The sequence below is a fragment of the Mesorhizobium sp. B2-5-7 genome (assembly GCF_006440875.1).
In the GTDB taxonomy this organism is placed as follows: Bacteria; Pseudomonadota; Alphaproteobacteria; order Rhizobiales; family Rhizobiaceae; genus Mesorhizobium; species Mesorhizobium australicum.
The window spans coordinates 522746-545929 of the sequence record NZ_VFUO01000005.1; the positions used below are offsets into that span (position 1 = coordinate 522746).

Annotated in this window: 16 protein-coding genes and 2 pseudogenes; 13 read left to right on the plus strand and 5 right to left on the minus strand. The window is 61.1% G+C overall.

Going from position 1 to position 23184, the window contains the following annotated elements:
- Nucleotides 1-191: 191 nt before the first annotated feature.
- Together FJ543_RS23600 and FJ543_RS23605 are read right to left on the minus strand one after the other, a co-directional pair.
- Entirely contained in the window at nt 192-1274 is a 1083-nt protein-coding gene (locus FJ543_RS23600) for a sensor histidine kinase (RefSeq protein WP_348643273.1), read from the minus strand.
- A pseudogene (locus FJ543_RS23605) lies at nt 1271-2759 on the minus strand (ATPase domain-containing protein). Before FJ543_RS23605 ends, FJ543_RS23600 begins: the two are co-directional and overlap by 4 nt.
- Before the next feature lie 813 nt (nt 2760-3572).
- Here FJ543_RS23605 and FJ543_RS31980 point away from each other — a divergent pair.
- Nucleotides 3573-3977 carry a hypothetical protein gene (locus tag FJ543_RS31980; protein WP_246678862.1) on the plus strand — a complete coding sequence of 135 codons (405 nt, stop codon included), beginning with the start codon at nt 3573-3575 and terminating at the stop codon, nt 3975-3977.
- A 245-nt stretch (nt 3978-4222) separates the two neighbouring features.
- Here the strand turns inward: FJ543_RS31980 and FJ543_RS31985 are convergent, their stop codons facing one another.
- Together FJ543_RS31985 and FJ543_RS23630 are read right to left on the minus strand one after the other, a co-directional pair.
- The gene (locus FJ543_RS31985; RefSeq protein WP_246678863.1) at nt 4223-4411 is read right to left on the minus strand and encodes a hypothetical protein; all 189 of its coding nucleotides are present in this window, start codon (nt 4409-4411) and stop codon (nt 4223-4225) included.
- A gap of 364 nt (nt 4412-4775) precedes the next feature.
- Entirely contained in the window at nt 4776-6236 is a 1461-nt protein-coding gene (locus tag FJ543_RS23630; RefSeq protein WP_140877580.1) for a caspase family protein, read from the minus strand.
- A gap of 197 nt (nt 6237-6433) precedes the next feature.
- On the opposite strand from FJ543_RS23630, the gene FJ543_RS23635 reads away from it, so the two are divergent.
- The 3 genes and pseudogenes from FJ543_RS23635 to FJ543_RS31990 form a co-directional block, all read left to right on the plus strand.
- Complete coding sequence (locus FJ543_RS23635; RefSeq protein ID WP_140877582.1) at nt 6434-7159, plus strand: hypothetical protein; 726 nt, start codon at nt 6434-6436, stop codon at nt 7157-7159.
- 312 nt (nt 7160-7471) lie between these two features.
- Complete coding sequence (locus tag FJ543_RS23640; protein ID WP_246678864.1) at nt 7472-10120, plus strand: autotransporter; 2649 nt, start codon at nt 7472-7474, stop codon at nt 10118-10120.
- 428 nt (nt 10121-10548) lie between these two features.
- Nucleotides 10549-10665: pseudogene (locus FJ543_RS31990) on the plus strand (LysR family transcriptional regulator); the annotation flags it as partial.
- A 90-nt stretch (nt 10666-10755) separates the two neighbouring features.
- On the opposite strand, the gene tssH reads toward FJ543_RS31990, so the two are convergent.
- Entirely contained in the window at nt 10756-13497 is a 2742-nt protein-coding gene (gene tssH / locus FJ543_RS23650) for a type VI secretion system ATPase TssH (protein ID WP_140877587.1), read from the minus strand.
- Between the two features lie 332 nt (nt 13498-13829).
- Between tssH and tssA the strand changes: the two genes are divergently transcribed.
- The 9 genes from tssA (at nt 13830) to tssJ (ending at nt 23146) form a co-directional block, all read left to right on the plus strand.
- Nucleotides 13830-15005 (plus strand): type VI secretion system protein TssA, encoded by a 1176-nt coding sequence (gene tssA / locus FJ543_RS23655; RefSeq protein ID WP_140877589.1) that lies wholly within the window; start codon nt 13830-13832, stop codon nt 15003-15005.
- A gap of 5 nt (nt 15006-15010) precedes the next feature.
- Nucleotides 15011-15547 (plus strand): type VI secretion system contractile sheath small subunit, encoded by a 537-nt coding sequence (gene tssB, locus FJ543_RS23660; RefSeq protein WP_140620028.1) that lies wholly within the window; start codon nt 15011-15013, stop codon nt 15545-15547.
- A 3-nt stretch (nt 15548-15550) separates the two neighbouring features.
- Nucleotides 15551-17056 carry a type VI secretion system contractile sheath large subunit gene (gene tssC, locus FJ543_RS23665; protein WP_140620043.1) on the plus strand — a complete coding sequence of 502 codons (1506 nt, stop codon included), beginning with the start codon at nt 15551-15553 and terminating at the stop codon, nt 17054-17056.
- An 84-nt stretch (nt 17057-17140) separates the two neighbouring features.
- Nucleotides 17141-17590: an Hcp family type VI secretion system effector gene (locus FJ543_RS23670; protein WP_181166515.1), complete on the plus strand. Its 450-nt coding sequence runs from the start codon at nt 17141-17143 to the stop codon at nt 17588-17590.
- Nucleotides 17577-18329 carry a type VI secretion system baseplate subunit TssE gene (gene tssE, locus FJ543_RS23675; protein ID WP_140877593.1) on the plus strand — a complete coding sequence of 251 codons (753 nt, stop codon included), beginning with the start codon at nt 17577-17579 and terminating at the stop codon, nt 18327-18329. The genes FJ543_RS23670 and tssE overlap by 14 nt, the downstream gene beginning before the upstream one ends.
- Before the next feature lies 1 nt (nt 18330).
- Nucleotides 18331-20205, plus strand: a complete 1875-nt coding sequence (tssF, locus tag FJ543_RS23680) for a type VI secretion system baseplate subunit TssF (RefSeq protein WP_140877595.1) — start codon at nt 18331-18333, stop codon at nt 20203-20205.
- Nucleotides 20169-21236 carry a type VI secretion system baseplate subunit TssG gene (tssG, locus tag FJ543_RS23685; protein WP_140877597.1) on the plus strand — a complete coding sequence of 356 codons (1068 nt, stop codon included), beginning with the start codon at nt 20169-20171 and terminating at the stop codon, nt 21234-21236. Before tssF ends, tssG begins: the two co-directional genes overlap by 37 nt.
- Nucleotides 21233-22690, plus strand: a complete 1458-nt coding sequence (gene tagH / locus FJ543_RS23690; RefSeq protein ID WP_140877599.1) for a type VI secretion system-associated FHA domain protein TagH — start codon at nt 21233-21235, stop codon at nt 22688-22690. The genes tssG and tagH overlap by 4 nt, the downstream gene beginning before the upstream one ends.
- 3 nt (nt 22691-22693) lie before the next feature.
- Nucleotides 22694-23146: a type VI secretion system lipoprotein TssJ gene (tssJ, locus tag FJ543_RS23695; RefSeq protein WP_140620055.1), complete on the plus strand. Its 453-nt coding sequence runs from the start codon at nt 22694-22696 to the stop codon at nt 23144-23146.
- Nucleotides 23147-23184: the final 38 nt, after the last annotated feature.

Here is a 23184-nt window from a genome sequence, read left to right on the forward strand (position 1 = left end):
CACCCTTCTTGCCAGATTCTCCCCTCGCTGCCGGCGGATCGAGCCAAACCGGCAGCATCATTGCCGCGGTACAGCCCGCCGTCGAAAAGCTGCATCGCAAATTGCGTGGCCCGCGAGCGCGATCTTGACGGAGTTGGCGAGAGCGAAGCTGGCGAGACCTGCGCATCGCTTGTCCGAGCTCGATCCCTATCTCAGCCCGACGAGAGAATTGAGGTAGTCGCGTCGTCCCTATGAGTAAGCAGGGACGAGCCGGGTATCTCGCACCGGAAGCTCCATGTCGAACTGCAACCCATCGGGGTCGTAGACCAAATTGATCTTCGCTTGGCACTGTACGGCGACAACTTTTTCCAGCAGTACCGTGCCAAAGGGCCCTTTCGCTTTGGCTCCAGTACTGCAGGTCCATCCTTTTCTCGCCGATGCAATGCAACGACCCGGTGATCGCCGACCCGTTCTATCGACCAACTTACCTCCAGCCGCCCTTTAGGCCGCGACAAAGCTCCGTACTTGGAGGAATTGGAGGCGAGCTCGTGAAATGCCATGCCGACAGGAATGGCAATGTCAGCGACCAGCGCTACATCGAGCCCCTCAAGCACGACCCGGGAAGAGCCGCTCGTGTCGTAATGGCGAAGTTCTCCCTCAAGAAGCTGGCGCAAAGACGCGGTCTGCCAGTAGTAGTCAGTCAGAATGGAGTGTGTGTCCGCGAGGGAGACAAGTCGTGCCGAAAAGTCGCGAACAAAGTCTTCGACCCGCCCGCTCGTTCTCGCTGTGGCGCTCATCATGGCGCGAACGTTGGCAAGAGTGTTCTTGACCCTGTGACGCAGTTCGCGGATCAATAGTTTCTGGCGGTCAGCCACTTCTTGCTTCTGTTCGATGTAGGACTTGACTTCTAACTGGCGGCTGCGGGCGCGTAATGCCGAGCGGACCGAGTTGACCAAGCTCGAGGCCAGGAACGGCCGCTCAAGGACGATCAAGTGCCGGTCGAGAAAATTTAGCCGCTTGTCGAACTCCGTCTCCCGCATCACCAGCAATATGACCGGATAGTCCGACCAAGCCGGCTGCATGTCGAGCCAGGCTGCCAACGCAGTACGATCAGCGTTAAGCAAAGCTTCCTCGGTGACGACGAGACATCTGGCAGTCTCGAGTGTCGCCACCACGTCATCAAGGGTTTTGCAGATTTGGGTAGAGATCCCGCTTTGGGCGAGAATGGAAGCCGCTATCTTGGCATCTCGCCCGAGCGGAGCAAGGATTAGCACGTCTCCCTCACGGGCGTTCATGCCCGGTCCTTATCTTCCAGAAGTTCCGAGGAATTTCCCTCGAAAAGTGGGACGCCCGTCAAAATCCCGCGGAACTGCGCCAGTGGCTCCCCCACAGAAAGACCCTGGCTACCGATCCTGAATTCCCGGATGGTGTCCTCATGCGGCCCGACCCGTTTCTTGACAACAGAGATCGCGCGTCGGAGCCGACCGCCGCTCTCAAAGAACCTAAGCAGCATAACCGCATCGCAGAGGTAGGTGACGTCAATCGGCACGGACATGTTGCCAATGAGCCCGTGATTGGCAAGCAGCAGAATGGTCACAACGCCTTTTTGATTGAGGTAAGTAAAAATTTCATGCATTTGCAGCACAAGATACTGTTGTTCCGCAAGGGCATTCAAGTATCCGGTGAGGCTGTCGATGACAACAATGCGCACGTCTGACAATTTGACGGCCTTTTGAATCAGGGTGGACAGTTCGCCCGGCGACAAATCGGCTGGATCAATCTGTTCAAGGAGAAGTGCCCCTTGGTCAACAAACTTCTGCAGATCCAATCCAACACCGGCAGCACGCGTCAGAAAGATGCGCTTGGTTTCGTCGAATAGAAGCACCAGCACGCGCTCACCCCGCAACAACGCAGCATGGCCATAGGACGGCGATTGTGGATTTCCCAACACCAGAGGGGCCAATCAACAGTGTGCTGGTACCCCTGTCGAGCCCGCCTCCGATGAGCGCGTCGACCGAACTATCGCTGGTGGCTGGTGGACCGTGCAATCCTTCTTCGTGTTCGGCCGCGACAAGCCGCGGAAACACAGTCACTCCGCCGGGGCGGATGACAAAATCATGGAACCCACCTCGGATCTCAACACCGCGCATCTTGATGACCCGCAGACGGCGGCGTTCACTGCCATAGATTGGCGATAGCTGCTCCATGCGGATCACGCCGTGGCTAATGGAATGCAGATTGAAATCGTCATGCTCAGCGGTGAGATCGTCGAGAAGCAGGACCGTCGCGTTGTTGAGCAAGAAAAAGCTTTTCAAGGCCAAAACCTGCCGCCTATATCGCAAAGAACCTTGTGAAAGAAGGCGAATCTCCGAAAGCGAGTCGAAGACAACTCTATCAGGCTTCAGCGTTTCTATCTCCGCGAGCGCGGACCGAACGGTTTCGCCGAGTTCCAGGTCGGAAGAATGCACCAGCGTCTGCAACTGTGATGGATCGAGGCTCAATTCCGGAGGCACAAGTTCAAGGATTACGATGCCGTCGAGGGGCCAGCCGTGACGAGTTGCGACCGCAAGCAACTCACGTTTGCTCTCAGAAAGGGTGATGTAGAGACAGGTTTCGCCTGCCGCGACGCCTTCGACCAAGAACTGAAGGCCGAGCGTCGTCTTGCCTGAGCCTGGACGTCCCTCAATTAGATGCGATCTGTATCTGGCATATCCCCCGCGCAGGACATAGTCCAAGCCAGGTACGCCAGTCGGTGTCGGTGCCGCGTCATCCTGGTCCAAGGGGTCCCCTTTGTGGTCTGGTGGACCGCCAATAACGGCCAGTTTTCTTAAAGGTTCCTATGAGGCGATCGTGCGTCCGAGGGGCGCTGGGACTTGTCGTAAAGCCGCTCATCGGCAGACCATGTCGGATGTCGCCTAACGAGGTTGCCTGGTGTTCTGCCCGGTCAACAGGCCCCATCGTTCAACTAAGCTCAAAGCGTTGCAGGTCGCAGTAGCAGTAGCTCCCGGGGTTCAAGCGGTTGTCTATTGAAGGAGCAACAAGCCGCCGCCAAAGCATCCTGGCATTGCCTAGACCGGCAGGTTCCCGATCCTGCCCTACCCCGAAACGAGGATGCAGAGTATCGCGCGCCTGCCAAAGGTGCGACTGCGACGGCGCGTCCTCGCTATCGCCAGGATCGTTCTATTTGCGACGACGACATCGACGGGCGCTGCGTCAAACCAGCGCGCCTTGCCTGCCCCGGAGTACCCTTCCCACCAAACAGGCTTCGCAATATCCAGTAGCGTCTGAGCCGACCTAATTACGTTGGGTAAGACCAAAATGGGAACGCAACGGGAACCAGGAAGAGAACGTAGCGCCATCGGCCCCCGGCAAAGTGCAGAGTCGCATCGAGGAAAGGACCAAGGCGATCGACCCCTCTCCTCACGGCCCCATATTGGCCTGCAGTAACGGACATTGCCGCAGCTGCATTCCACCTTCACAAGCATATTGTGCCGCGTCCCCTTTCCCAGATTGTCGATCGGATCGTGCGCCATGAGAACAGAAAAGGAACAAATTTCTTGCGCGTCAAGCGGTCTCATGGAATCTTTCCGCAGATGAGCGACGAACCAATCAGGCTTCCTGACGGCATGATGCCGTCGCCGCGCGAGCGCGCCAGAGTGCTAGGGCACATGTGCGAGCACAAGGATGCACTAAGCACACCGGCTTTGGCTTTGCCCGCTTGCGGCAAGAACCTCACTGGTTCTGTTCGAGCAGCGAGGCAACGGAGAAAAATACCTGTAAAGGAGAAGGTCATGGCAGACAGACCGCCGTATATGCCCACAGGAATTGGCATGGGCATGCTGGGGGATGACGAAACGAAGATCGGCGTCCTGATTTTCGAGACGGCGGAAGGCAATTTCGATTTCGCCATCAACCAACAGGCGGTCGACGTCATTCGGAAGGCACTCAGCAAGATCGAGACGCACCTCACGAACGGCAAAATCTCGGACGTGGATTAGCTCCAGTGAAACTAATTTATGCCCCTGACGTTCTTGCCGTCTCAGGTAGGTGGGCAGGTGGTGCTTGGCAGGATTTAGGAAGTTCGGGTGTCGGCAATGTCTCGGCGCCGGCAAGGTTTTTCAATGCACAAAGTGGCTGAGCTCAAACGGCACTTGTTGCCCACAAGGCGTGCACCGAGCTGGGTGCAAAGGGTCTACGATCAGATGCCCTGTGTGTCGTGGCAGCGGCCTGCAAAGCCCGGAACCTATACGTCAAACAGATCAGTAGGCCCGCGACCGATCTCGTCGATGATGTCGGGCGTGTTGTTGCGCGGTGAACCCACCTTGCTGTCGATCGGCCACATCTTCATCAGGGGGCAAGTTTCTTCGATTGCGGCGCCGTCAGAGCTGTATCGAGCAATGCGTCGCGGCGTCTTCGTTTTGCTGAAGGTCACGCACTCTCGACGCGCGAGTGCCCCTCCGTACTCAGGAGCACCGAGACATTATCGGAAGGCGAAACGCAAAAGATTGTGGCTGCTGTTGGGATATAACCTGCTGCATCGATGCCGGGTGAATTAAGTGACCGCAGGCCGGTCGCGGCATAAACCTCGTCGATTACTGCAGCGAACCGTTCACGTTGCCAACACCGCCCTTCGACCTTGCTCCAGGGTGTACAGCGACGAAAGCGTTTATAGCCAGCTTGCTTTGCGCCAGAACCTGGGTAGACGCGCTTCGCCCAACCGGTGTGGGTTCAAGCCTCGGCGTCGCTTCGCGTAATTCTACCCCAAGGGCTTCAAGCGGGGACAAAGGCGGCCGCACCTAGAATACACCGCCAATGCCTATGCCCCCTGAGATGTCGGGTGGGGGAGCCGCGGGACGTCTCGGCGCGGCTGGCGAGCCTTTTGCAGTCATCCCCCTGGGGGTGTTGCGCGACGGGGCGGCATCCGACGCCACTTTAGCCGGCTTGGCCTTGACGATGACCGGTTGCTTGCAGATTCTGCCTGAGCGCAGAAAGAGATCGCCGAGCAGTCCGACGCTCGGCTCAGTCGTTGCTGCGACCTGCTTGGTGTTTTTGTAGTAGTCAGTGAGAGCACGAGTTGAGCCCGTGCCCCAATCCCCATCAACCTGCATCCGGTAGCAGCCCAGGCGACGAAGTTCCGTCTGAACGTTGCGTGCAAGATCGGCCGTCTTGTCCTTGTCCCCCACGCCCGCGGACGCGCCGATTATAAGCGTTTCGAGGCCGGAGACGACACTTTGGCGAGCGTCTTCAACCCCTTCAGCGGGCGACAAATTGGCAACGTGAGTGCCAACAGGCTGCGCCAAACTGGACGACGGTGCGGGAATCTCGACCGACCGCAACGTCTGTCCAACGATGACCACGGCTGTTTGCAGGTCATTTGAGGCAAGTTCGACCTGCAACCTCTTCTTTGCTGTGGGATCTGCCAGGATGCGTGAAAGGCTTGCGCTCAACTGTCCCGGATCGAGCACCTGTTGCTCGGTGAAATAGAACTGCTCGCGCAGGTTCGATTGATCCCAAGGCACTTGACGGCCGACCGTCAGCGCCTCAGTTTCGTTGCGCACGCGGATCATCATGTCCGAAATGCTGAGCCCGGGGATCTCGACATTCTTCAGCAGTGCGGTGGTGAACGGGCTGTTTTCGCCGCCGCCATCTGCCGTGACATTTCCAGGCTGAGTGGCAAAGGCAACGAATGTATTTTCACCGACTTCAACTTGCGCCAGACCATTGCTCGCGCCGCTGCCGGAACCGAGCGGATTGTTGCGGCAGGCGTCCAGGAATATGAACGTCTGGCGGTCGCGTCGCGCGAACCGCGCGATCACATCATTTAGCTTGATGGCGCTGCCCGTCAGTTTTTCCAGGCTTTCAGGATCGGGCGAATCAACCGAGAGCAGGTAGTTTTCGCCATTCAGTTGGACGCCGTGACCGGCATAGAAAATCAAAACGGCACTGGCGCTCGGTAACCGCGCTTCAGCGTCTTGCAGGAGTTTGGCAAAACCTTGGGTCGAAAGATCGGTCCCAGTCAGGACTTCAAAATTCAGCCGCTTCAAGCTCCCTGAAAGCCTTATGGCATCGTTTGTTGCATTGGGGAGATGCTCAAGCCGGGTGCTTTGATAGTTCGAATTGCCAATGACGATCGCCAGCCGGTTGCGTGGTTGCGGCGACGCGGTCTGTTCGACCGCCGCGCGAGCGCCGGCCGAGCCAAGGAGCATCAGAAGCAGAAGCAGCGGGATACGAAACAAGAGTCTGAGGCGATGGGTCATGTCAGCATGCTCGGTCCGGCCTGCGTCAATGTTGATCTCGCAGCCTTCCAAACAGCGCAACACGACGCAAAACGCAATCCTGCCCGAGCGTCTGGACCTGCGCCCCCAAAGGCCAGCAGATTTTTATACCAAGAATCATATCAAAGATAGGTGAAAGGGATTTGTATGCGCTCAGTCGCTGGATTGTGGAGGACAAAATGCCAACCAAGATCAACCTTGCGCTACCGGTTTATGGGGCCGCCTACAAAAGCGTGTTCGTCCGCAGCCTGTTCGCGGCCCTGACCCACAAGGGCCTGTCCAGTTACGCCTTCACGCTGTCCGAAATCGAGTACACGGATATCCCATTTTCCCGGAATTATTTGCTGACGAATTTCTACTACAACAAACCGGATTGCAGCCACATGCTGATGATCGACAGCGATATGGGCTTTTCGCCTGATCTCATCGCCGCGATGCTGGCACTTGAAAAGCCGGTGGTCGGCACTTTGTATCCTCGGCGCCTGATCGATCTCCGCAAACTTCACTCGCTGTCGAAACTGCCCTTCCAAAAGGCCTTTGCACGGAGTCTGGAGTTCGTCGGCACCATTATCGAACCCCGCCAGGAGATGAGCGGCTTCGTCCGGGTGTCGCTATGCGGCACGGGCGTCTTTTTGGTGTCCCGCGACTGCGTCACCGAGATAATCGAGAAACTTCCAGAAACGGTGAACCGGTCTCGCTACAAAAACAACAAATACACCGCACAGTTCGACAGCTTTCTGACGCCGTTTTCAAAGATCGTGACGCCCGATGTGGATTTGCCGACCGATTTTTCTTTCTGCCACCGCTGGGCGCAGCAATGTGGCGGCGAAATATGGGCAAGCTTTGACCGCAAGGTCGCCCATGCAGGAGATATGACCGTTTCGGCAGCCTATTCTGAGCTGTAACAGTCTCCTCTGACGTTGATGTACTGCCATGTCAGCAGTTCGATCGGAGTTTTCGATAGTGACCTTGTGGCCACATATGGCGTTACAATGGTCTGAGGGCGAACGCCTTTCCATTGCCATAGGGCAGCGCGCCGCGTACACTTCCGGTCAGCAAGGCATCGAACCCACCAGATGGGTCGCCGAGCGATTTTAATAGCCTAATTTGTGACGGTATCGATTTCTCGTAAGTGAGGTCGAATGAGAGTGCCGCGCAGGGTTTATCAACTGGGGGGTGTCCCGTTGCTTGCGTTAGCGGCAGCGTCCACGTTCCAAATGTCTGGCGCGGCAGCCTGCACCGCAACCGCCGAGGGCGCCTCGACAACAGTCGGGTCAGGCACCTCCGCCGTAACGACCTTCCAAACGACGTCGGTCACGGCCTCGTGCAACACAGCCGGAACTGTCCAGGACGTCGGCGGCGTATTCACGACGGCGTTCGAGGGTTACCAAGGGCAAGACAACAGTTCGTCGACTGTCATCGTCAACGACTATGACGGCAATGGCGACGACGTTGTGAACATCGTTGGCGGCATCCTGAACAACAGTACGGCGACACCCAGCGTAAGTGGCCTGCCGCCGATAAGCTCGGAGGTAACGACCTCCTTGCAGCCGGGCACGGGGACCATTCAACTCCTTGGCGGCAACGACCGGTTCGAGATGTCCGATGGGGTTTTCAACAGTGAGCCGTTTGCGCCGCAAGTCGATGCCAACCTCGACGCTGGGGCGGGCGATGACACTGTCACCATCCACAGCGGCAGCATTCTGAGCATCTACCTTGGCGAAGGAAACAATTTGCTGGAGATGACCGGCGGTGAGATTGACGGCTCAGTCATAGGTGGCGGTGGCATCGAAACCATCACCATAGGAAACGATACAAGCGTCGCCGATGGCGACGGCGGCATTGTCGCGGGTTCTGTTTTGACAAATGGCGGCGCCGACAGCGTCACCATCAAGAATGGCGCCATTGTTCACGGCGATTCGGAAGGAGGAGGTGCCATCGGGCTTGGCGACGGCGACGACCATTTCACCATGACCGGGGGCGTCCTCGACGCTAGTCTGAGCGGTGACAATGGCAACGACACGCTGGCTATCAGCGATGGCACGGTCCACGGCTCCGTGACCGGAGACGCAGGCAATGATACGATCACGGTCTCAGGCGGCACCGTCGACGGCAATGTCAGCGGCGGAGCCGGGTTCGACCAAGTTTCGGTTTCCGGCGGCACCATCAAGGGTGGCATCGACGCAGACCACGTCCAGCTCTCCGGCGGAACCATCGGCGGTGACATCACCGGCCTTGGACCCGACACGCTCATCATCAACGGATCCGGCGCGGTCGATCCGCTCAATCTGAGCGATCACGTTCTTTTCAGCGGAACCAATGCCAATGGCACCGTCACCGATACCGACCTTGCTGCCGGCGGCAAAAGCCAGAATTTCGCAGGGTTCGATAGTTTCTCCGCCGACCATTCCACGCTCCGTTTCAGCGGTGGCACGCAAGGCATCAACCAACTCAATCTCGGCAATGGCTCGACGCTGTTCATCAACGGCAACGTCACTATGCCAGGTTCGATCATCGCGACGAATTCGCTGATCAACCTGACGGACGGTGCCGCCGATGACGTGTTGACGCTGGGCGGCCTCACCCTCAATGGAGCAAGCATCGGCCTCGACATCAATCAACAGACGCTGCAGTCGGATCAACTCGTCGCCAACGCATTTTCGGCCACCGGGGTCAACACAATCATCGTCAACCTGCTGGGCACGCCCCAATTCACGCAGGCGACCGATATTCCGATCATCGTCTCGACCGGCGGGCCGATTGCCGGGATTTTCAACATCCAAGGCACTCCAGGCACCCTGGGCTCACTTTTCACCTATGCGATCGTCACTGGCCCGAATGGGGGCTTGTTCCTGCGCGCAACGCCGGCCAATTTCGGTATTGCGGCGGCGCCGATCAGCGCCACCAACGCCGGGGCGGTGACGGTGGCAATCGATGCTCTCTACGGCATAAACCGCGACGCGATCGATGCTGACCTCCCCCTTTCGCCCGCATCGGGATCTGGAATGGTGCCGGTTTCGTCCAGCTTCGGCGTCTTTGCCTCCGGCCAATTCGCTCATACCGAGCATGACGGCTACACTATCAGTGGCGGCGGTTTGAATGGCCCCGGTCCGAGCTTCGATGCCAATGATTTTTCGGCCGCGATCAGCCTGGATTTTAATGCCGCCAAGCACTTCCAGTTCGACAATGAGTATGGTCTCAACATCGGTGTTTTCGCCGGCTATGCCTCGACAGATGTCAACCTTGGCGCGTTCCGAGGATTTGACGCCATAGGCGAAGGCACCAACAAGGCCGGCATGTTCGGCGGCTACGCGCTGTTGCGCAAGGACGCCAATTACGCCCTGGTCTCCGCCTCCGGTTTCTTCGGCGGAAGCGACGTGACCAACGGCGTGCTCGGCACCACAGGCAGCTATGACACCGAGGGCTATGCGGTTACGGGATCGGTCGGCCACATCTTCACCTTGGGCGAGCGCACCCGTTTCGACCTGCGTGGTGGCCTGCTTGGCGTGTCATTCCGCGGCGATTCCTTTACCGACAGCGGCGGCAACCAGTTCGGCAAGAGCCGGCTTTCCTTTGGCGCGTTTAAGATCGAGCCTGGGATCTATGGCGACTACAAGCTAAGCAACGGGATGGTGTTCAGCCCCTATGCACGGGCCGAATTGCAGCAGCGTTTCGGTTACAAGAACACGACCGAAATCGACACCAGGACGATCTCCTTTGACGATGCCGATTTTTCCGCGGCGCTGTCGGCCGGCTTCAACCTGAAGGTCTCGGAGTTGACGACCGTCAACGGCGAAGTCCGTGGTAAGGTGTCGTCCGACAGTTCCACCATCGGCGCCAAGCTCGGACTGAAGGTCGCCTTCTAGTCGCGTGACGTATCCGCGATCCGAATGACCGTGGCGCGGCGCGCGCATTCGCGCCAGCATTTCGCCACTGCTACCAGATCGCCACCTCCCACTGCTCATTGAGCCGCGCGAACCGATTGCTCGGCCTGCGGTGTCGCACCCGGGTGAAGGCGCAGGGATCAGCCGGGCGCTTACGCGTTGGAGGGAGAGGACGGCCCCCATGGTTCGAGCGCGTCCGTCGAGAGTGAACGCTGGTCCAGCACTGCTCAAGGGTGAGCGTATTTGTCTAGCGTCGATCCAGAGAACGAACATCATACGATACGAGTTACGGATGGCGCTCCTTTGTTCGTTGATTCTGTGACAGTGCGGAGAGGAATTGGGCTGAGGCTCGCCTGACGAATGAGACGCCGTTTCGGCCGGGATGCGAGCCGACAGTCCAAGCCGCAAAGGTGGCGGGCACATTGAACTGGGATGATTTGAGATTTGTGCTCGCGGTCGCCAAGCACGGCACGCTCTCTGCGGCTGCGCGTCATTTGCGGACCACGCAGAGCTCCGATTGGCGGCGAAGGTGCGTTGATCAACGGCGTCCGTGCCATGAATGGTGCTTCAAGATCTTAGATTGCGCGAATGCGTGACCGCGAATCTCATCTCAAGGTCTATTCGAACAAGTAGGTAAATCCCTGCGCCGAGGCGCCGACGGTGACTTTCGTCATCTTCTTGCCCTCGAGCGTGCGATTGAGCACGCTGCGGCTGAGTTCCGGCAGCAGCGTGTTGGTGAGAATGGCGTCGATCATGCGCCCACCAGATTCGATCTCGGTGCAGCGCGCCTTGACCATGTCCATGACACCCTCGCCGATCACCAGCTCTGCTTGGTTGCTGGCTTTGAGACGCCGCGCGATCTTGCCGAACTGGTGTGTGGTGATCGCCTCGATCATCGTGTCCGAAAGCGGGTAGTAAGGGATTGTCACCACGCGGCCGAGGAAAGCGGCCGGAAAAACTTTCAGCAGCGGACCGCGCAAAGCAGTGTCCAGATCGTCGATGCCGGTGCGCAGGGTGCCGTTCCTCGTGCGGTCCATGATGACCTCGGAACCGACATTCGAGGTGAGCAGGATCAGCGTGTTCTTGAAGTCGATCCTGCGCCCTTCGCTATCGTCCATCATTCCCTTGTCAAAGACCTGGAAGAAGATCTCGTGCACGTCGGGATGCGCCTTCTCGACCTCATCGAGCAGAATCACCGAATAGGGCTTGCGCCGCACGGCCTCGGTCAGGATGCCGCCCTTGCCATAGCCGACATAACCGGGCGGCGCGCCCTTCAGCGTCGAGACCGTATGCGCCTCCTGGAACTCCGACATGTTGATCGAAATCAGGTTCTGCTCTCCGCCATAGAGCGTCTCGGCCAGCGCCAGGGCTGTCTCGGTCTTGCCGACGCCCGAGGGGCCGCAAAGCAGGAACACGCCGACCGGCTTTTCCGGTGCGCCGAGACCGGCGCGGCTGGTCTGCACGCGCCGCGCGATCATCTCCATCGCATGGTCCTGACCGACCACGCGCTCGGACAAGGTAGCCGCGAGCTTGAGCGCTTTCTCGGTCTGGCTGGACAGCATCCTTCCGGTCGGAATGCCGGTCCAGTCCTGGACAACCGCCGCCACCGCGTTACGGTCCACCGAGGGCAGGATCAACGGCGTTTCGCCCTGCGCTGCGGCGAGTTCCGCCATCAATTCGCGAAGCCGCGTAAGATCAGCGGCCGAATCGGGCGCAGGAGCAGGCTCGTGGGCAGCCTGTGTCATAGGCGCCTTGCCCGCTGGGGCGTCGACAGCTTGCCCCGGAGCAGCTTCCCCGCTTTCCTGCGCCTCAAGGGGCATGCCCTCGCCACGGAGTTTGGCGCGCAGGTCGAGAATCGCGCTCACAAGCGCCTTCTCTCGGTCCCAGCGCTCTTGCGCTGCCGCAAGCGCGGTCTCGGCTTCCGCCAACCCGGCCTTTACGCGCGCCTGTCTGTCGGTCACGTCGATGCCGATCGCCGCCTCGCGGGATATGATCCCTTCCTCGACCTCGAGCGCCTGGCGACGGCGCAGAATGTCCTCGACCTCGGCAGGCGTCGCGTGCTGCGAGATGGCGACGCGTGCGCAGGCGGTGTCAAGTAGGCTGACCGCCTTGTCGGGCAACTGCCTGGCCGCGATGTAACGGTGCGAAAGCGAAACCGAGGCCTCGATCGCCTCGTCGAGGATCTGCACCTGGTGGTGCTGCTCGAGAACGCCGGCGACACCGCGCAACATCAATACGGCGACCGTTTCGGAAGGCTCGTCGATCTTGACGACCTGGAACCGACGGGTCAGCGCCGGGTCCTTCTCGATGTGCTGCTTGTATTCGGCCCAGGTCGTGGCGGCGATGGTGCGAAGCTCGCCGCGCGCCAGAGCGGGTTTGAGGAGATTGGCGGCGTCGCCGGTTCCCGCCGCGCCACCGGCGCCGATCAGCGTGTGGGCTTCGTCGATGAACAGGATGAGCGGGATCTCTGACTGCTGGACCTCGTCGATGACGGCCTTCAGCCGCTTTTCGAACTCGCCCTTGACGCTGGCGCCCGCCTGCATCAGCCCGACATCGAGCATGTGTACGCTGACGTTCTGAAGCGCCGGCGGCACGTCGCCCTGGGCAATGCGCAGGGCAAAGCCCTCGACGACCGCCGTCTTGCCGACGCCCGCCTCGCCGGTCAGGATCGGGTTGTTTTGCCGGCGCCGCATCAGGATGTCGATGATCTGGCGGATCTCAGCATCGCGTCCGACGACCGGATCGATCTTGCCGTCGCGGGCGCGCTGGGTGAGGTCAGTGGCGTATTTGGCGAGTGCCGAATCGCGCCCCGGGCCCCGATTCATCGACGTTTCGGCGGCGACTGCGGCAGGCGGTGAGCCGGCTTCGAGAGAGCCTTCGACGACATCGGAAAAGCGGGCGATAACCCCATCCGCGTCGATCTTGTCGAATTCGGCGCTGATCTTCGAAACCAGCCCTTCCAGCACCGGTGTCTTCAGGCATGCGAGAAGAATATGCGCGCTGCGCACCTCCTCGACCCCGAATTCCAGTGTGGCCAGGTTCCAACCTTCCTGGATGGCGTGGAAGATGTGATCGGAGAATTCCTCCAGCGAGGTCGCGCCATAGGGCAGCTTGTCGACGGAACGGGTCATATCCGCGGTCAGCCGGCTGACATCCAGCCCCGCATCAGCGACGATCATCTGCACGTCCGAGCGCTCGGACAGCACCAGTTGCTGGACGAAGTGGACCAGCTCGACATAAGGGTTTCCGCGCAACTTGGCCGTGTCGGCGGCGGCCTTGAAGGCGCGCACCCCCGTGGGATTGAGCTTCGCAACGAGTTCCTTGCGCTTGAAACTCTGCGACGACCGGCGCTGTTCCATTCGAACCTGCCCCCGAAATCTGCTGACCCTACCCTGCCACAGAAGCGGCTGCTTGACAAAGCCATGTGAAGAGCGGGCCCTTTTTGCCCCGTTCGGGCGGCACCTTGTGGTTACACAAGGCTAGCAAACTCCCGCAAGGAACCAGCACTGCGATGCCAACGACGTGACCCATTGCGCATACCCGGTCCGCCGATCGCCCAGGGGTTTCGTTGAAAGATAACCGAGCATTCAGCTTCTGTGAGTTTTCGAGCATCTGCTCAATTGTCGTGGCACGGGACCGATGATAACGTTACGTCACATGGGGGGCACGGGGCGGCTTGCGGGGGGTAGGTGTGATTGATCTCGCACTCTGGCTGAATCCTCTGGACGGTGACAACCCGTCGGGAGCGGATTTGCGCAACGACCCGGCTTTTCACGAGCTGGAGCGGCTTACGGAAGCCCAGATCAAGGTCGTTCATGAGGGCGGCAACAAGGCTTCGCAGTCAACCATTTCGGTCGACTGGGCGACCGTCCTGCAAAAAGCCGAAGAATTGCAATCGCGCGGCCGGGATTTGCGCCTTCTGGTGATCGTCACGCGCGCGCTGGCCAACGAAGAGAGGCTCGCGGGCCTCGCCCAGGGGCTGAACCTGATCGCAAGGACGTTCGACCAGTATTGGGATACGATGCACCCGGCTTTGCGCACGGCCGCCACGCGGCGCGACGCGGCGCTGCGACGCGTCAATGCGCTGCTTGACCTCCAAAACGGCCAGGACGGCCTGCTGGCGAACCTGAGGCAGACCGTGTTCTTCTCACCGCGTGCGATCGGGCCGATCAGCGGGCGAGACCTCGAACAGGCCGCGCTCGACGAGCGCGTCATGCTCCAGGAAGCTGCCTCCGGCCTGGGGACGAGCGAAAGGGCGGCGCTGACTTCGGCCCACAACCAGATGCTGAACCGGGTACGCACGGGATGCGCGGCGCAGGCCGATCAGGACGCCGACGCCATCATGACGATTTTGAGCGATGCGCGCGCCGCCATTTCGGGGTTGGAGGCGGTGGATGCTGCGCTCAATGCCCGCATCGACGGCAATGGTGCAGCCGTTCCGGAATTGAAGAAGTTCCTGCAGCGACTGCTGACGACGCTGGAGTGGAATACCAGTGCCAGCGCGGTCGCCAACGGTGCCGCAAAGCTTGCAGCGCAGCCGTCTCAATCGGCATCGACGCCCACCCGAAATGGCCATGGAGCCGAGACGATGGCAAGTGTGGCAAACTTGGCGGAAACCAGCATCGGTCTGCCTGAGCGCCTCAATTCGCGCGACGAAGTCGTCAAATGCCTCGACCTCGTGGTCGCGTTCTACGATCGCACCGAGCCGTCCAGCCCCATCCCGCATCTCGCCCGGCGCGTGCGCCGCATGGTGCATATGGATTTCGTGGAACTGATGGAAGATCTCGCCCCGTCGGGGCTGAAGGAATTCCGGCTGCTTGCCGGCGTTCCCGATCCCAAGAAGCCGGCCCAGAAGGATGAAAGGTAACAATCATGCCAGCAGAGAGCAAAGCGAAGGTCATCGAAAGAAACCGCGCCCCGCGCGTGCAGATCGCCTATGACGTCGAAACCTACGGCAGCCCGACGACCATCGAGTTGCCGTTCGTCATGGCTGTCATTGCCGACCTTTCCGGCGCCTCGCAGACCAAGGAAGCCTCAAAGTCGGTTCTGGATCGGAATTTCGTCGAAACCGACGCCAACCGGTTTCCCAAATTCATGGAAGCAATGGGACCGCGCGTGAAGGCGCGGGTGAAGAACACGTTGCCGCAGGCCGAAGGTGCCGAGCGTGACGAGGAAATGGCGATCGATCTCACCTTCTCCAAAATGGGTGATTTCGCGCCCGACAAGATCGCCGAGCAGGTGCCGCAACTGGCCGAGATCCTCAAGATGCGGCGGCAACTTGAGGAACTGCTGGGCTTCATGGATGGCCGCGTCGATGCTGAAAAGCGCATTGCGCAGCTTCTCAACAACGAGCCTTTGCTGAGCAAGATCGCCAGCCAGGCGATGTCCGACGGCAAGGGCGAGGAGTAAGTCATGGCTGAACAGCAAAAGACCGCAGTCGCAACCGCCGAGGCGGAAGCCATAGATCTGGGTGAATTCAGCGGCCTGCTTGAAAAGGATTTCAAGGTCAGGAAGGACGACACTGAGAAGCTGCAGCAACTGGTGCGCAACCTGGCGCTGGCCGCTCAGTCCCGATCCGAGACGACGACCATCTCGTCCAACGCGATCAAGTCGATCAAATCGCTGATCGCGGGCATCGACAAGATGCTGACGACGCAGGTCAACGAGATCCTGCATGCCCCCGAAGTGCGGGAGATGGAAGGCACCTGGCGGGGCCTCTGGTACCTCATCAACAACACCGAGACGGATACCAAGCTGAAGATCCGGGTGATGAACATCTCCAAGGAGCAGTTGGCCGACACGCTGGAAGACTATGAAGGCCAGATGTGGGACCAGAGCCCAATCTTCAAGAAAGTCTACACCGACGAGTATTCGATGCTCGGCGGCGAGCCGATCGGCTGCATCATCGGCGCCTACGAGTTCTCCAACCACCCGCGCGACGTCGGCCTGCTGCGCAACATCTCGGGGGTGTGTGCTTCGGCACACACGCCCTTCATCGCGGCCGCCTCGCCGCGGCTGTTCCGCATGGACAGCTGGCAGGAACTGCCGAACCCGCAAGACCTGCAAATGATCGTGAACAACCCGGCCTATGCCTCATGGCAGTCGCTGCGCGAGAGCGAGGACGCCCGCTATATCGGCCTCACCATGCCGCGCGTATTGGCACGCCTGCCCTACGGCTCGGAGACCGTTCCGGTAAAGGGCTTCACCTTCGAGGAAGAGGTAAGCGGCGACCACAACAAATATGTCTGGATGAACGCCGCTTTCCCGATGGGCGTCAACATCAACCGCAGCCACAAGCTCTATGGCTGGGGAACGCAGATTCGCGGCGTCGAGAATGGCGGCACGGTGCTCAACCTGCCGGTGCACGCGTTCCCGACGGACGACGGTTCGATCGCAATGAAATGCCCGACCGAAGTTGCCATCGACGACCGGCGTGAGGCGGAACTGGCGAAGCTCGGTCTGATGCCGATCTTGCACCGCAAGAACACCGATCTCGCAGCCTTCATCGGGGCGCACTCGCTTCAGGACGACGAGACCCGTGCCGGGCGTCTGGTCGACCCCGACGCCCAGTCGAACGAAAGGCTGAGCGCCAACCTGCCCTATCTCTTCCCTGTCTCGCGTTTTGCGCATTACCTCAAGGCGATCGCGCGCGACAAGATCGGCTCATTCAAGGAACGCACCGACATGGAGACTTGGTTGACCGAATGGATCAACCGCTACGTGCTGGCCAATCCCGCCTTTGCCGACGACAAGGCGCGAGCCAAGCGACCGCTCGCCGCGGCCGAGGTTCAGGTCGACAGCGTCGAAGGCAGACCCGGTTACTACAACGCCCGTTTCTATCTGCGTCCGCATTACCAGTTGGAGGGCATCAACGCCTCGCTGCGGTTGGTGTCGGAACTGCCGTCCGTGAAGGGCTGAAGCGCAGCGAAGTCATCATCCTGTTTCATTTGAAAGCGGTGGAGAAAGACAATGCCGACCACAGACAGAAACGATGCTCCTTCAATGAAGATTGATGGTTTTTTGAAAGTTCCCGACATCAAGGGGCCCAGCAAGCGCGACGGGCATGAAGACGAGATCGAAGTGCATGGCGTCGATTACAAGATGATGGCGCCTTATGATCCGAATTCGCTTTCGCGACGCGGCCGTGTGTCGATGGGAATGATCAAGTTCTTCAAGCACTACGACAAGTCGTCGCCTTATCTGAAGAAGGCGTTGTTCGAGAACAAGGCGCTCGACGAGGTGGTGTTTTCGGCACGCCGCACCATTGACGGCGAAACCAGCGACTATCTGGTCGTGACCCTCACCGATGCTTCGATCATGGAATACGACATGCGGCAGGCTCCCGACGAGGCGGACCTGATCGAGGAAGAAGTCAGCTTCGCCTACAAGAAGATCAAGTTCGTCTACGACAAGGACGACGAGATCGAAATGGACGTCTATGTCGGCAAGTGAGACCAGGTGGGCTGGCGCGAGAGCGCAGCCTGGCGGCAGTTCGCGGGCAAGGCGCGAGGCGGTCCAGCCTTCCCTTTGGGATCGCCTCGTCAACGACTTGCCTGGGCTGACGTCGGAGATCGAGGCGCTGCGCCGTCTCTTGGATGAAGAACTCGGCGCCGAGCGCGTCGAGGCTCTTCTGGCCGGCAGCGCACGCGCCATCGACACCGACGCCGAACTCACATCCGAGCACAAACGGCGCCTGCACCGGATGGTCTTCCAGAGCCAGCATCGCGCCGAGATCGAAGGCCGCGGCGTGGTCGTTTCGGCACGCGTGTTGAGAGAGGCCGTTCGCCGCGACATCGAGGCCCTGTTCAACACCGAGCGCTTCGAATCCGTACCGATGCTCTCCGACGCCGAACACGAACAGCCCCTGGACGAACTGCCCTCGCTCGCTGACTTTCCGCAGGTGCGCCGCAGCGTGGTCAATTTCGGGGTGCCGTCCTTTTCCGGCCGTTCGTCGCGGGATTTCGACCGCGATTCCCTGGCACGAGAGATCCGCGCGGTGCTGGCCACGTTCGAGCCGCGCCTGAAGGAGAGTGCCACGATCATCAACGTCACGCTCGGCGACAAAAACATCGGCCTCAAGATCGAGATCGACGCGGTGCTGATCATGGCCCCCACACCGGAGCGCATGCGGCTGCGCACCACGATCAATCTCGACAACGGGCTGGCACGAACCGAATTCAGGGAGACCTGAGATGGATCGGGTCTTTGTGGAGTATTACGAAGAGGAGTTGACCCATATCCGCGCCCTGGCGGCGGAATTCGCAGACATGCATCCGGCTGTCGCCCGCAATCTTTCCCTCGACACGGTCCCATGTCCCGACCCTTACGTCGAACGCCTGCTCGACGGCGTCGCCTTCCTGGCAGCGCGGACCCGTCTGAAGGTCGACGCGGAGCGCTCGCGCTTCTCGCGCGCCGTGCTCGAAGTGCTTTACCCCGATCTGGTCGCGCCGGCGCCCGCGACGGCGATGGCGGTCCTGAAACCCGGCCAGCAAGTGCAGTCGATGCTCGCAGGTCACGCCATCGCGCGCGGCGCACGACTGGTCTCTGCCCTGCATCCAGGGCTTTCGACGCGCTCCACCTTTACCACCGCGCAGGAGGTGACGCTGTGGCCAATCGCCGTCACCTCGGTCAGCTATTTCCAGGACCGCAGCGCGCTCGCCGCCGCCGCAATCACGCCGATCGGCGACGTGCGCGCAGAGGCGGCGTTCCGGGTCACGCTCGCCCGGACAGGAAAAGGCAAGCTCAGCGACTTGTCGCTCGACCGTCTCGACCTCTATTTCGCCGGTCGCGCCAAGGCGCCGGTGCTTTTCGATGCAATCTTCGGCGCCTGCTCGGCGCTCGGCGCGCGCGCGCAGGGCAAGGCCAATCCGCTATCAGCGCTGCCCGACCCCGAAATGATAGGCATTCGCGACGACGAAGCGTTGATGCCACGCACCCGTGCGACCTTCGAGGGCTATCGGCTTCTGCGCGAATATTTCATGATCCCGGAGCGCTTCCATTACGTACGGGTCGCTGGCCTCCAGCCGGTGGTGCGCACATCTGAGGCGGCGGTCGAGATCATCTTCCTGTTCCGCCGTGCGGTGCCCGAACTCGCCGATGTGACGACTGCCGATTTCGAGCTGTTCGTTACGCCGGTCATCAATCTCTTCGAACGCGAATGCAACGACATCGAGATCGATCCGCGCAAAACCCGTCAGGTGCTGCATGCCGACCGCACCCGGGCGCGGGATTTCGAGATCTTCCGGGTCACCCAGGTTGAGGACGCCGACGCCGAAAGCAGCGAGGCGACCATTCCCGAATTGTTCAGCCTCGGGCAGAACCGCGGCAGCGGCTGGGTCTATTCGACCGAGCGGCGTCCGCGCCGGGCCACCGAGGACGAGCGGCGCGACGGCCTGACCCGCACCTCCTACACCGGCGACGACGTCTTTATCGCCGTCTCGCGGCCGGCAGGAAGCGTGCCAAACCGGCTGGTCAAGCGTCTCGGCATCGTGGCGCTTTGCACCAATCGCGACCTGCCGATCCTGGACGACACGCCGACGCTGACGCTGGAGACGGCAGATCCAGTCGAAGCGGTGCGCTTGCTTGGAGCGCTGCGGCCGCCGCAGCCGGCCATCCCCGCATCCCTGCCGGGCGGTGCTGAAGGTGAATCGCGCGCCGACAATCTCGCCTGGCGTCTGGTGGCCCAGCTCTCGCTCAACTTCCTCAGCCTTGCCAAGGAAGGCCGGGGTGTCGATCCGCTGCATGCCTTGCTCGACCTCTATGCCGATCGGGGCGATCCGGCCCTTGCCCGCAACGTGCATTCGATCGTGCGCATCGATTCGCGCCCGGTGATTGAGCGGCTGCAGATTGACGGGCCAATGTGTTTTGGACGCGGCACCGAGGTAACGCTGCATGTCGACCAGTCCGTGCTGGCGGGGCAAAGCTCACTGCTGCTTTCGGCCCTGCTTTCGCGGCTGTTCGCCCGCCATGCGGGGATAAACGGTTTTGTGCGGACCCGTACGCGGTTGCTGCAGAAGCAGGAGGATGTGCCATGGCCGATGACGCCCGGCAATCGCTACCTGATCTAGCGCAGCCCGCAACGGTCGCGGCCGAAATGTTGTCGGAGGACTTCGACTTTTTCGAGTTGCTGCGACGGCTGGAGCAGCGCCGCGGGTTGTTCGGCCATTCCGGAACGGCCGAGCGCGAGCCGGCGAGGCTGGGCCAGCATGTGCGGCTGAGCTTCTCGGCGCGCGACGTCGTCAAATTCCAGGAGGGCGGGGACAAGGCCCTGGCAAGGGTGACCGTCGCCAATCTGGGGCTGCTTGGACCGGAAGGACCGATGCCGCTGCATCTGACGCGCTGGGTGCTCGATCGGCTTTCGCAGCGCTGGTTCACCGGAGCCGACGCCGAGCAGACCAGCGACACGACCTTCGTCGATTTCGTCAACATCCTGCAGCACCGCATGATGGCGCTCTACTACCGCGCCTGGGCCGACGCGCATCCAGCGGTGCAGGTCGAGCGTTCCGTCGGCGGGCGCGTTCGCGCCATGCTGGAGGCCATGTCCGGCATCGGCCTGCCCGGCACGCAGGATCCCGAACTCGACGCTGTGCGACTGCGGCAGGCTGGGTCGCTGGCCAGTCAGGTCGACGGCGTGGAGCGGCTTACTTTGTTCCTTACCACCGCCTTCAAGGTTCCGGTGCGGATCAAGGAGTTCGTTGCCGCCTGGATCCCCGTACCGACCCCATTGCAGACGCGTCTCGGCAAGGCCTATGCCGGACTTGGACGCGGCGCGACGATCGGGCCGCGGGTGTTCAGCCGCCAGAGCAGGATCGAATTGCGCGTCGGTGCGTTGAGCCTCGACGAGTTCAAGTCGTTCTTGCCTGGCGAGCGGCGTCTCGGCCTGTTCAAGAAGGCGGTGCGCGATATGATCGGCGAGGCGCTCGATGTCGATTTGCGCATCGTGCTGGCGCGCGATGCCGTACCGCCGCCCCGGGTCGGGACCGTCCAGCTTGGCCGCACGGCCTGGCTGGAACGGCCCGCGAATATGGGCGACGCCGACGATCTGACATTGCACACTATCGTCGGCTGGCGGCCGCAAATGCCGGAGGCGGCCGCATGAGCCTGCTGCTGACCCTGGAACAGGGCCCCCGCTCGCAAGTGGTCCGGCAGAGCCGGCTCGACGAGGGCGAGTTGGTGATCGGGCGCAGCGCAGATGCGGGCTGGCAGATCGACGACCCGGATATGTTCGTCTCGCGCGCGCACTGCACGATCAAGGGCGACCGGGACGGCTATTTCGTGACCGACACGTCGAGCAGCGGATTGTTTGTCGACGAAGCCGACAGCCCTCTTGGACCTGGCAGGTCGATGCGGCTGCAGAACGGCATGCGGCTGCGCATGGGCGACTATGTGTTTCATGTCGAGGTTCAGTCCAAAATGAGCCAGACCGCAGTCGGCCAGGCCCCGGCCGCCAACCATCCCACGCCGGCATGGTCGCCTCCGGGAGCACGAACGCCAGCCAGCATCGGCGGCGACGACTTCTTCTCGGTCAAGATCGAGGAAGAGCCGCGCAAACCCCGCCCGGCGGATCTGCCGAACCCGTTCGAGCAGCCTGTCCCTGGGGCTTACGATCGCGCATCGAACCAGCGCAGTTCGCCTGCCTTCGATGACCCCTTCAGCCTCGATCCGGTGGCCACGCCGCAGGCCGGTGACGGCCCTGCTGCGGGTCAGCCGGATCCGTTTGGGCTGGGTGACATGTCTTCGCGCAACGATGCGTCCTGGCAGCCGGCGAAGCCGGCCAGCTTCGATGACGATTTCAGTTTCGGCCCCCCCGCTGCGCCGCCTGTCACCAACGGCGCTGATCCGGCAGGACGTGCCCGGCACCACGTTGAAAAGCCGCGTGCCGACAATCCTTGGGACATGCCGGTGCAGGCAGCCGCATCGCCGGCGCCGCGCCGCGCAGCGCCAGCGTCGAAGCCGGCGCCCGCTGCGCAGCCAGCGCAGAGCGATATGGCGCTTCGTGCCGCGTTCTTGCGCGGCATAGGCGTCGAGGAGGCTGATTTTCCCGGGCGCGATGCGATCGCCGAAATGGAAAAATTCGGGCGTGAATACCGGCTGATGCTGGATGGCTTGATGCAGCTGCTCCGCAAACGCGCCGAGGAGAAGGGAAGCGCGCGCGTCGCCCAGACTGTCGTCGGCGCCTCCGAGGTCAATCCGCTTAAATTCCTGCCGACGGTCGAGGATGTCGTCGTCACCATCATCTCCGAACGCAGCCCGGGCTTTCTCTCCGGCGAGGCGGCGATCAGCGACGCGGTGAAGGACCTTGCACAGCATCACGTACGCGCCTGGCGGGGCGTTCAGGCGGCACTTAGACGCATGATCGACCGTTTTGATCCTGCCGCCATCGAAGAAGAGCTTAAATCCAATTCCGCCATCGGCAATCTGCTCTCGGGCGGGCGCAACGCCAAGCTGTGGGAGCTCTATCAGAAACGCCATCGCGACATCGCCCAGAGTGCCGAATCGAGTTTTCTGGGCGAGATCGGCGCAGACTTCAGGGACGCATATGAGGAGGAGTAGAACATGATCGACAGACGCGAATTCGTCGTTGCCCTCGGCGCTACGGGGCTACTTGCGGCGTGCCAGAGCGGCCCGCCTAAACCATCGGTTATCTCCGTCAATGTGACCGGCGGTGCGGGGATGAATCCAGGGCCGGGCGGCGGCGACCGGCCGGTAACGGTGCTGGTGATGCGGCTTGCCAGCACCGGCAAGTTCAACTCGGCCGACTATTTCGCGCTGCAGGGCGACGCGGGCTCGGCCCTCGGTGCCGACCTCATCGGCTCCGACGCCATCTCGGTTGCGCCTGGCAAAACGGTGGCCAAGACCATCACGGTCGAGCCGAACGCGACGGCGCTCGGCTTCGTGGCGCTGATCCGCGAGCCAGGCGGACGCAACTGGCGCACCACCAAGTCGGTGTCGCCAGGGTCGAAATTCACCGTCAACGTCAGCTTGGGCAAGGGCGGCATTTCCGCCTAGCGGCAAGGCAGCTATAGTTGCGTGCAGAAAGTAGCGGC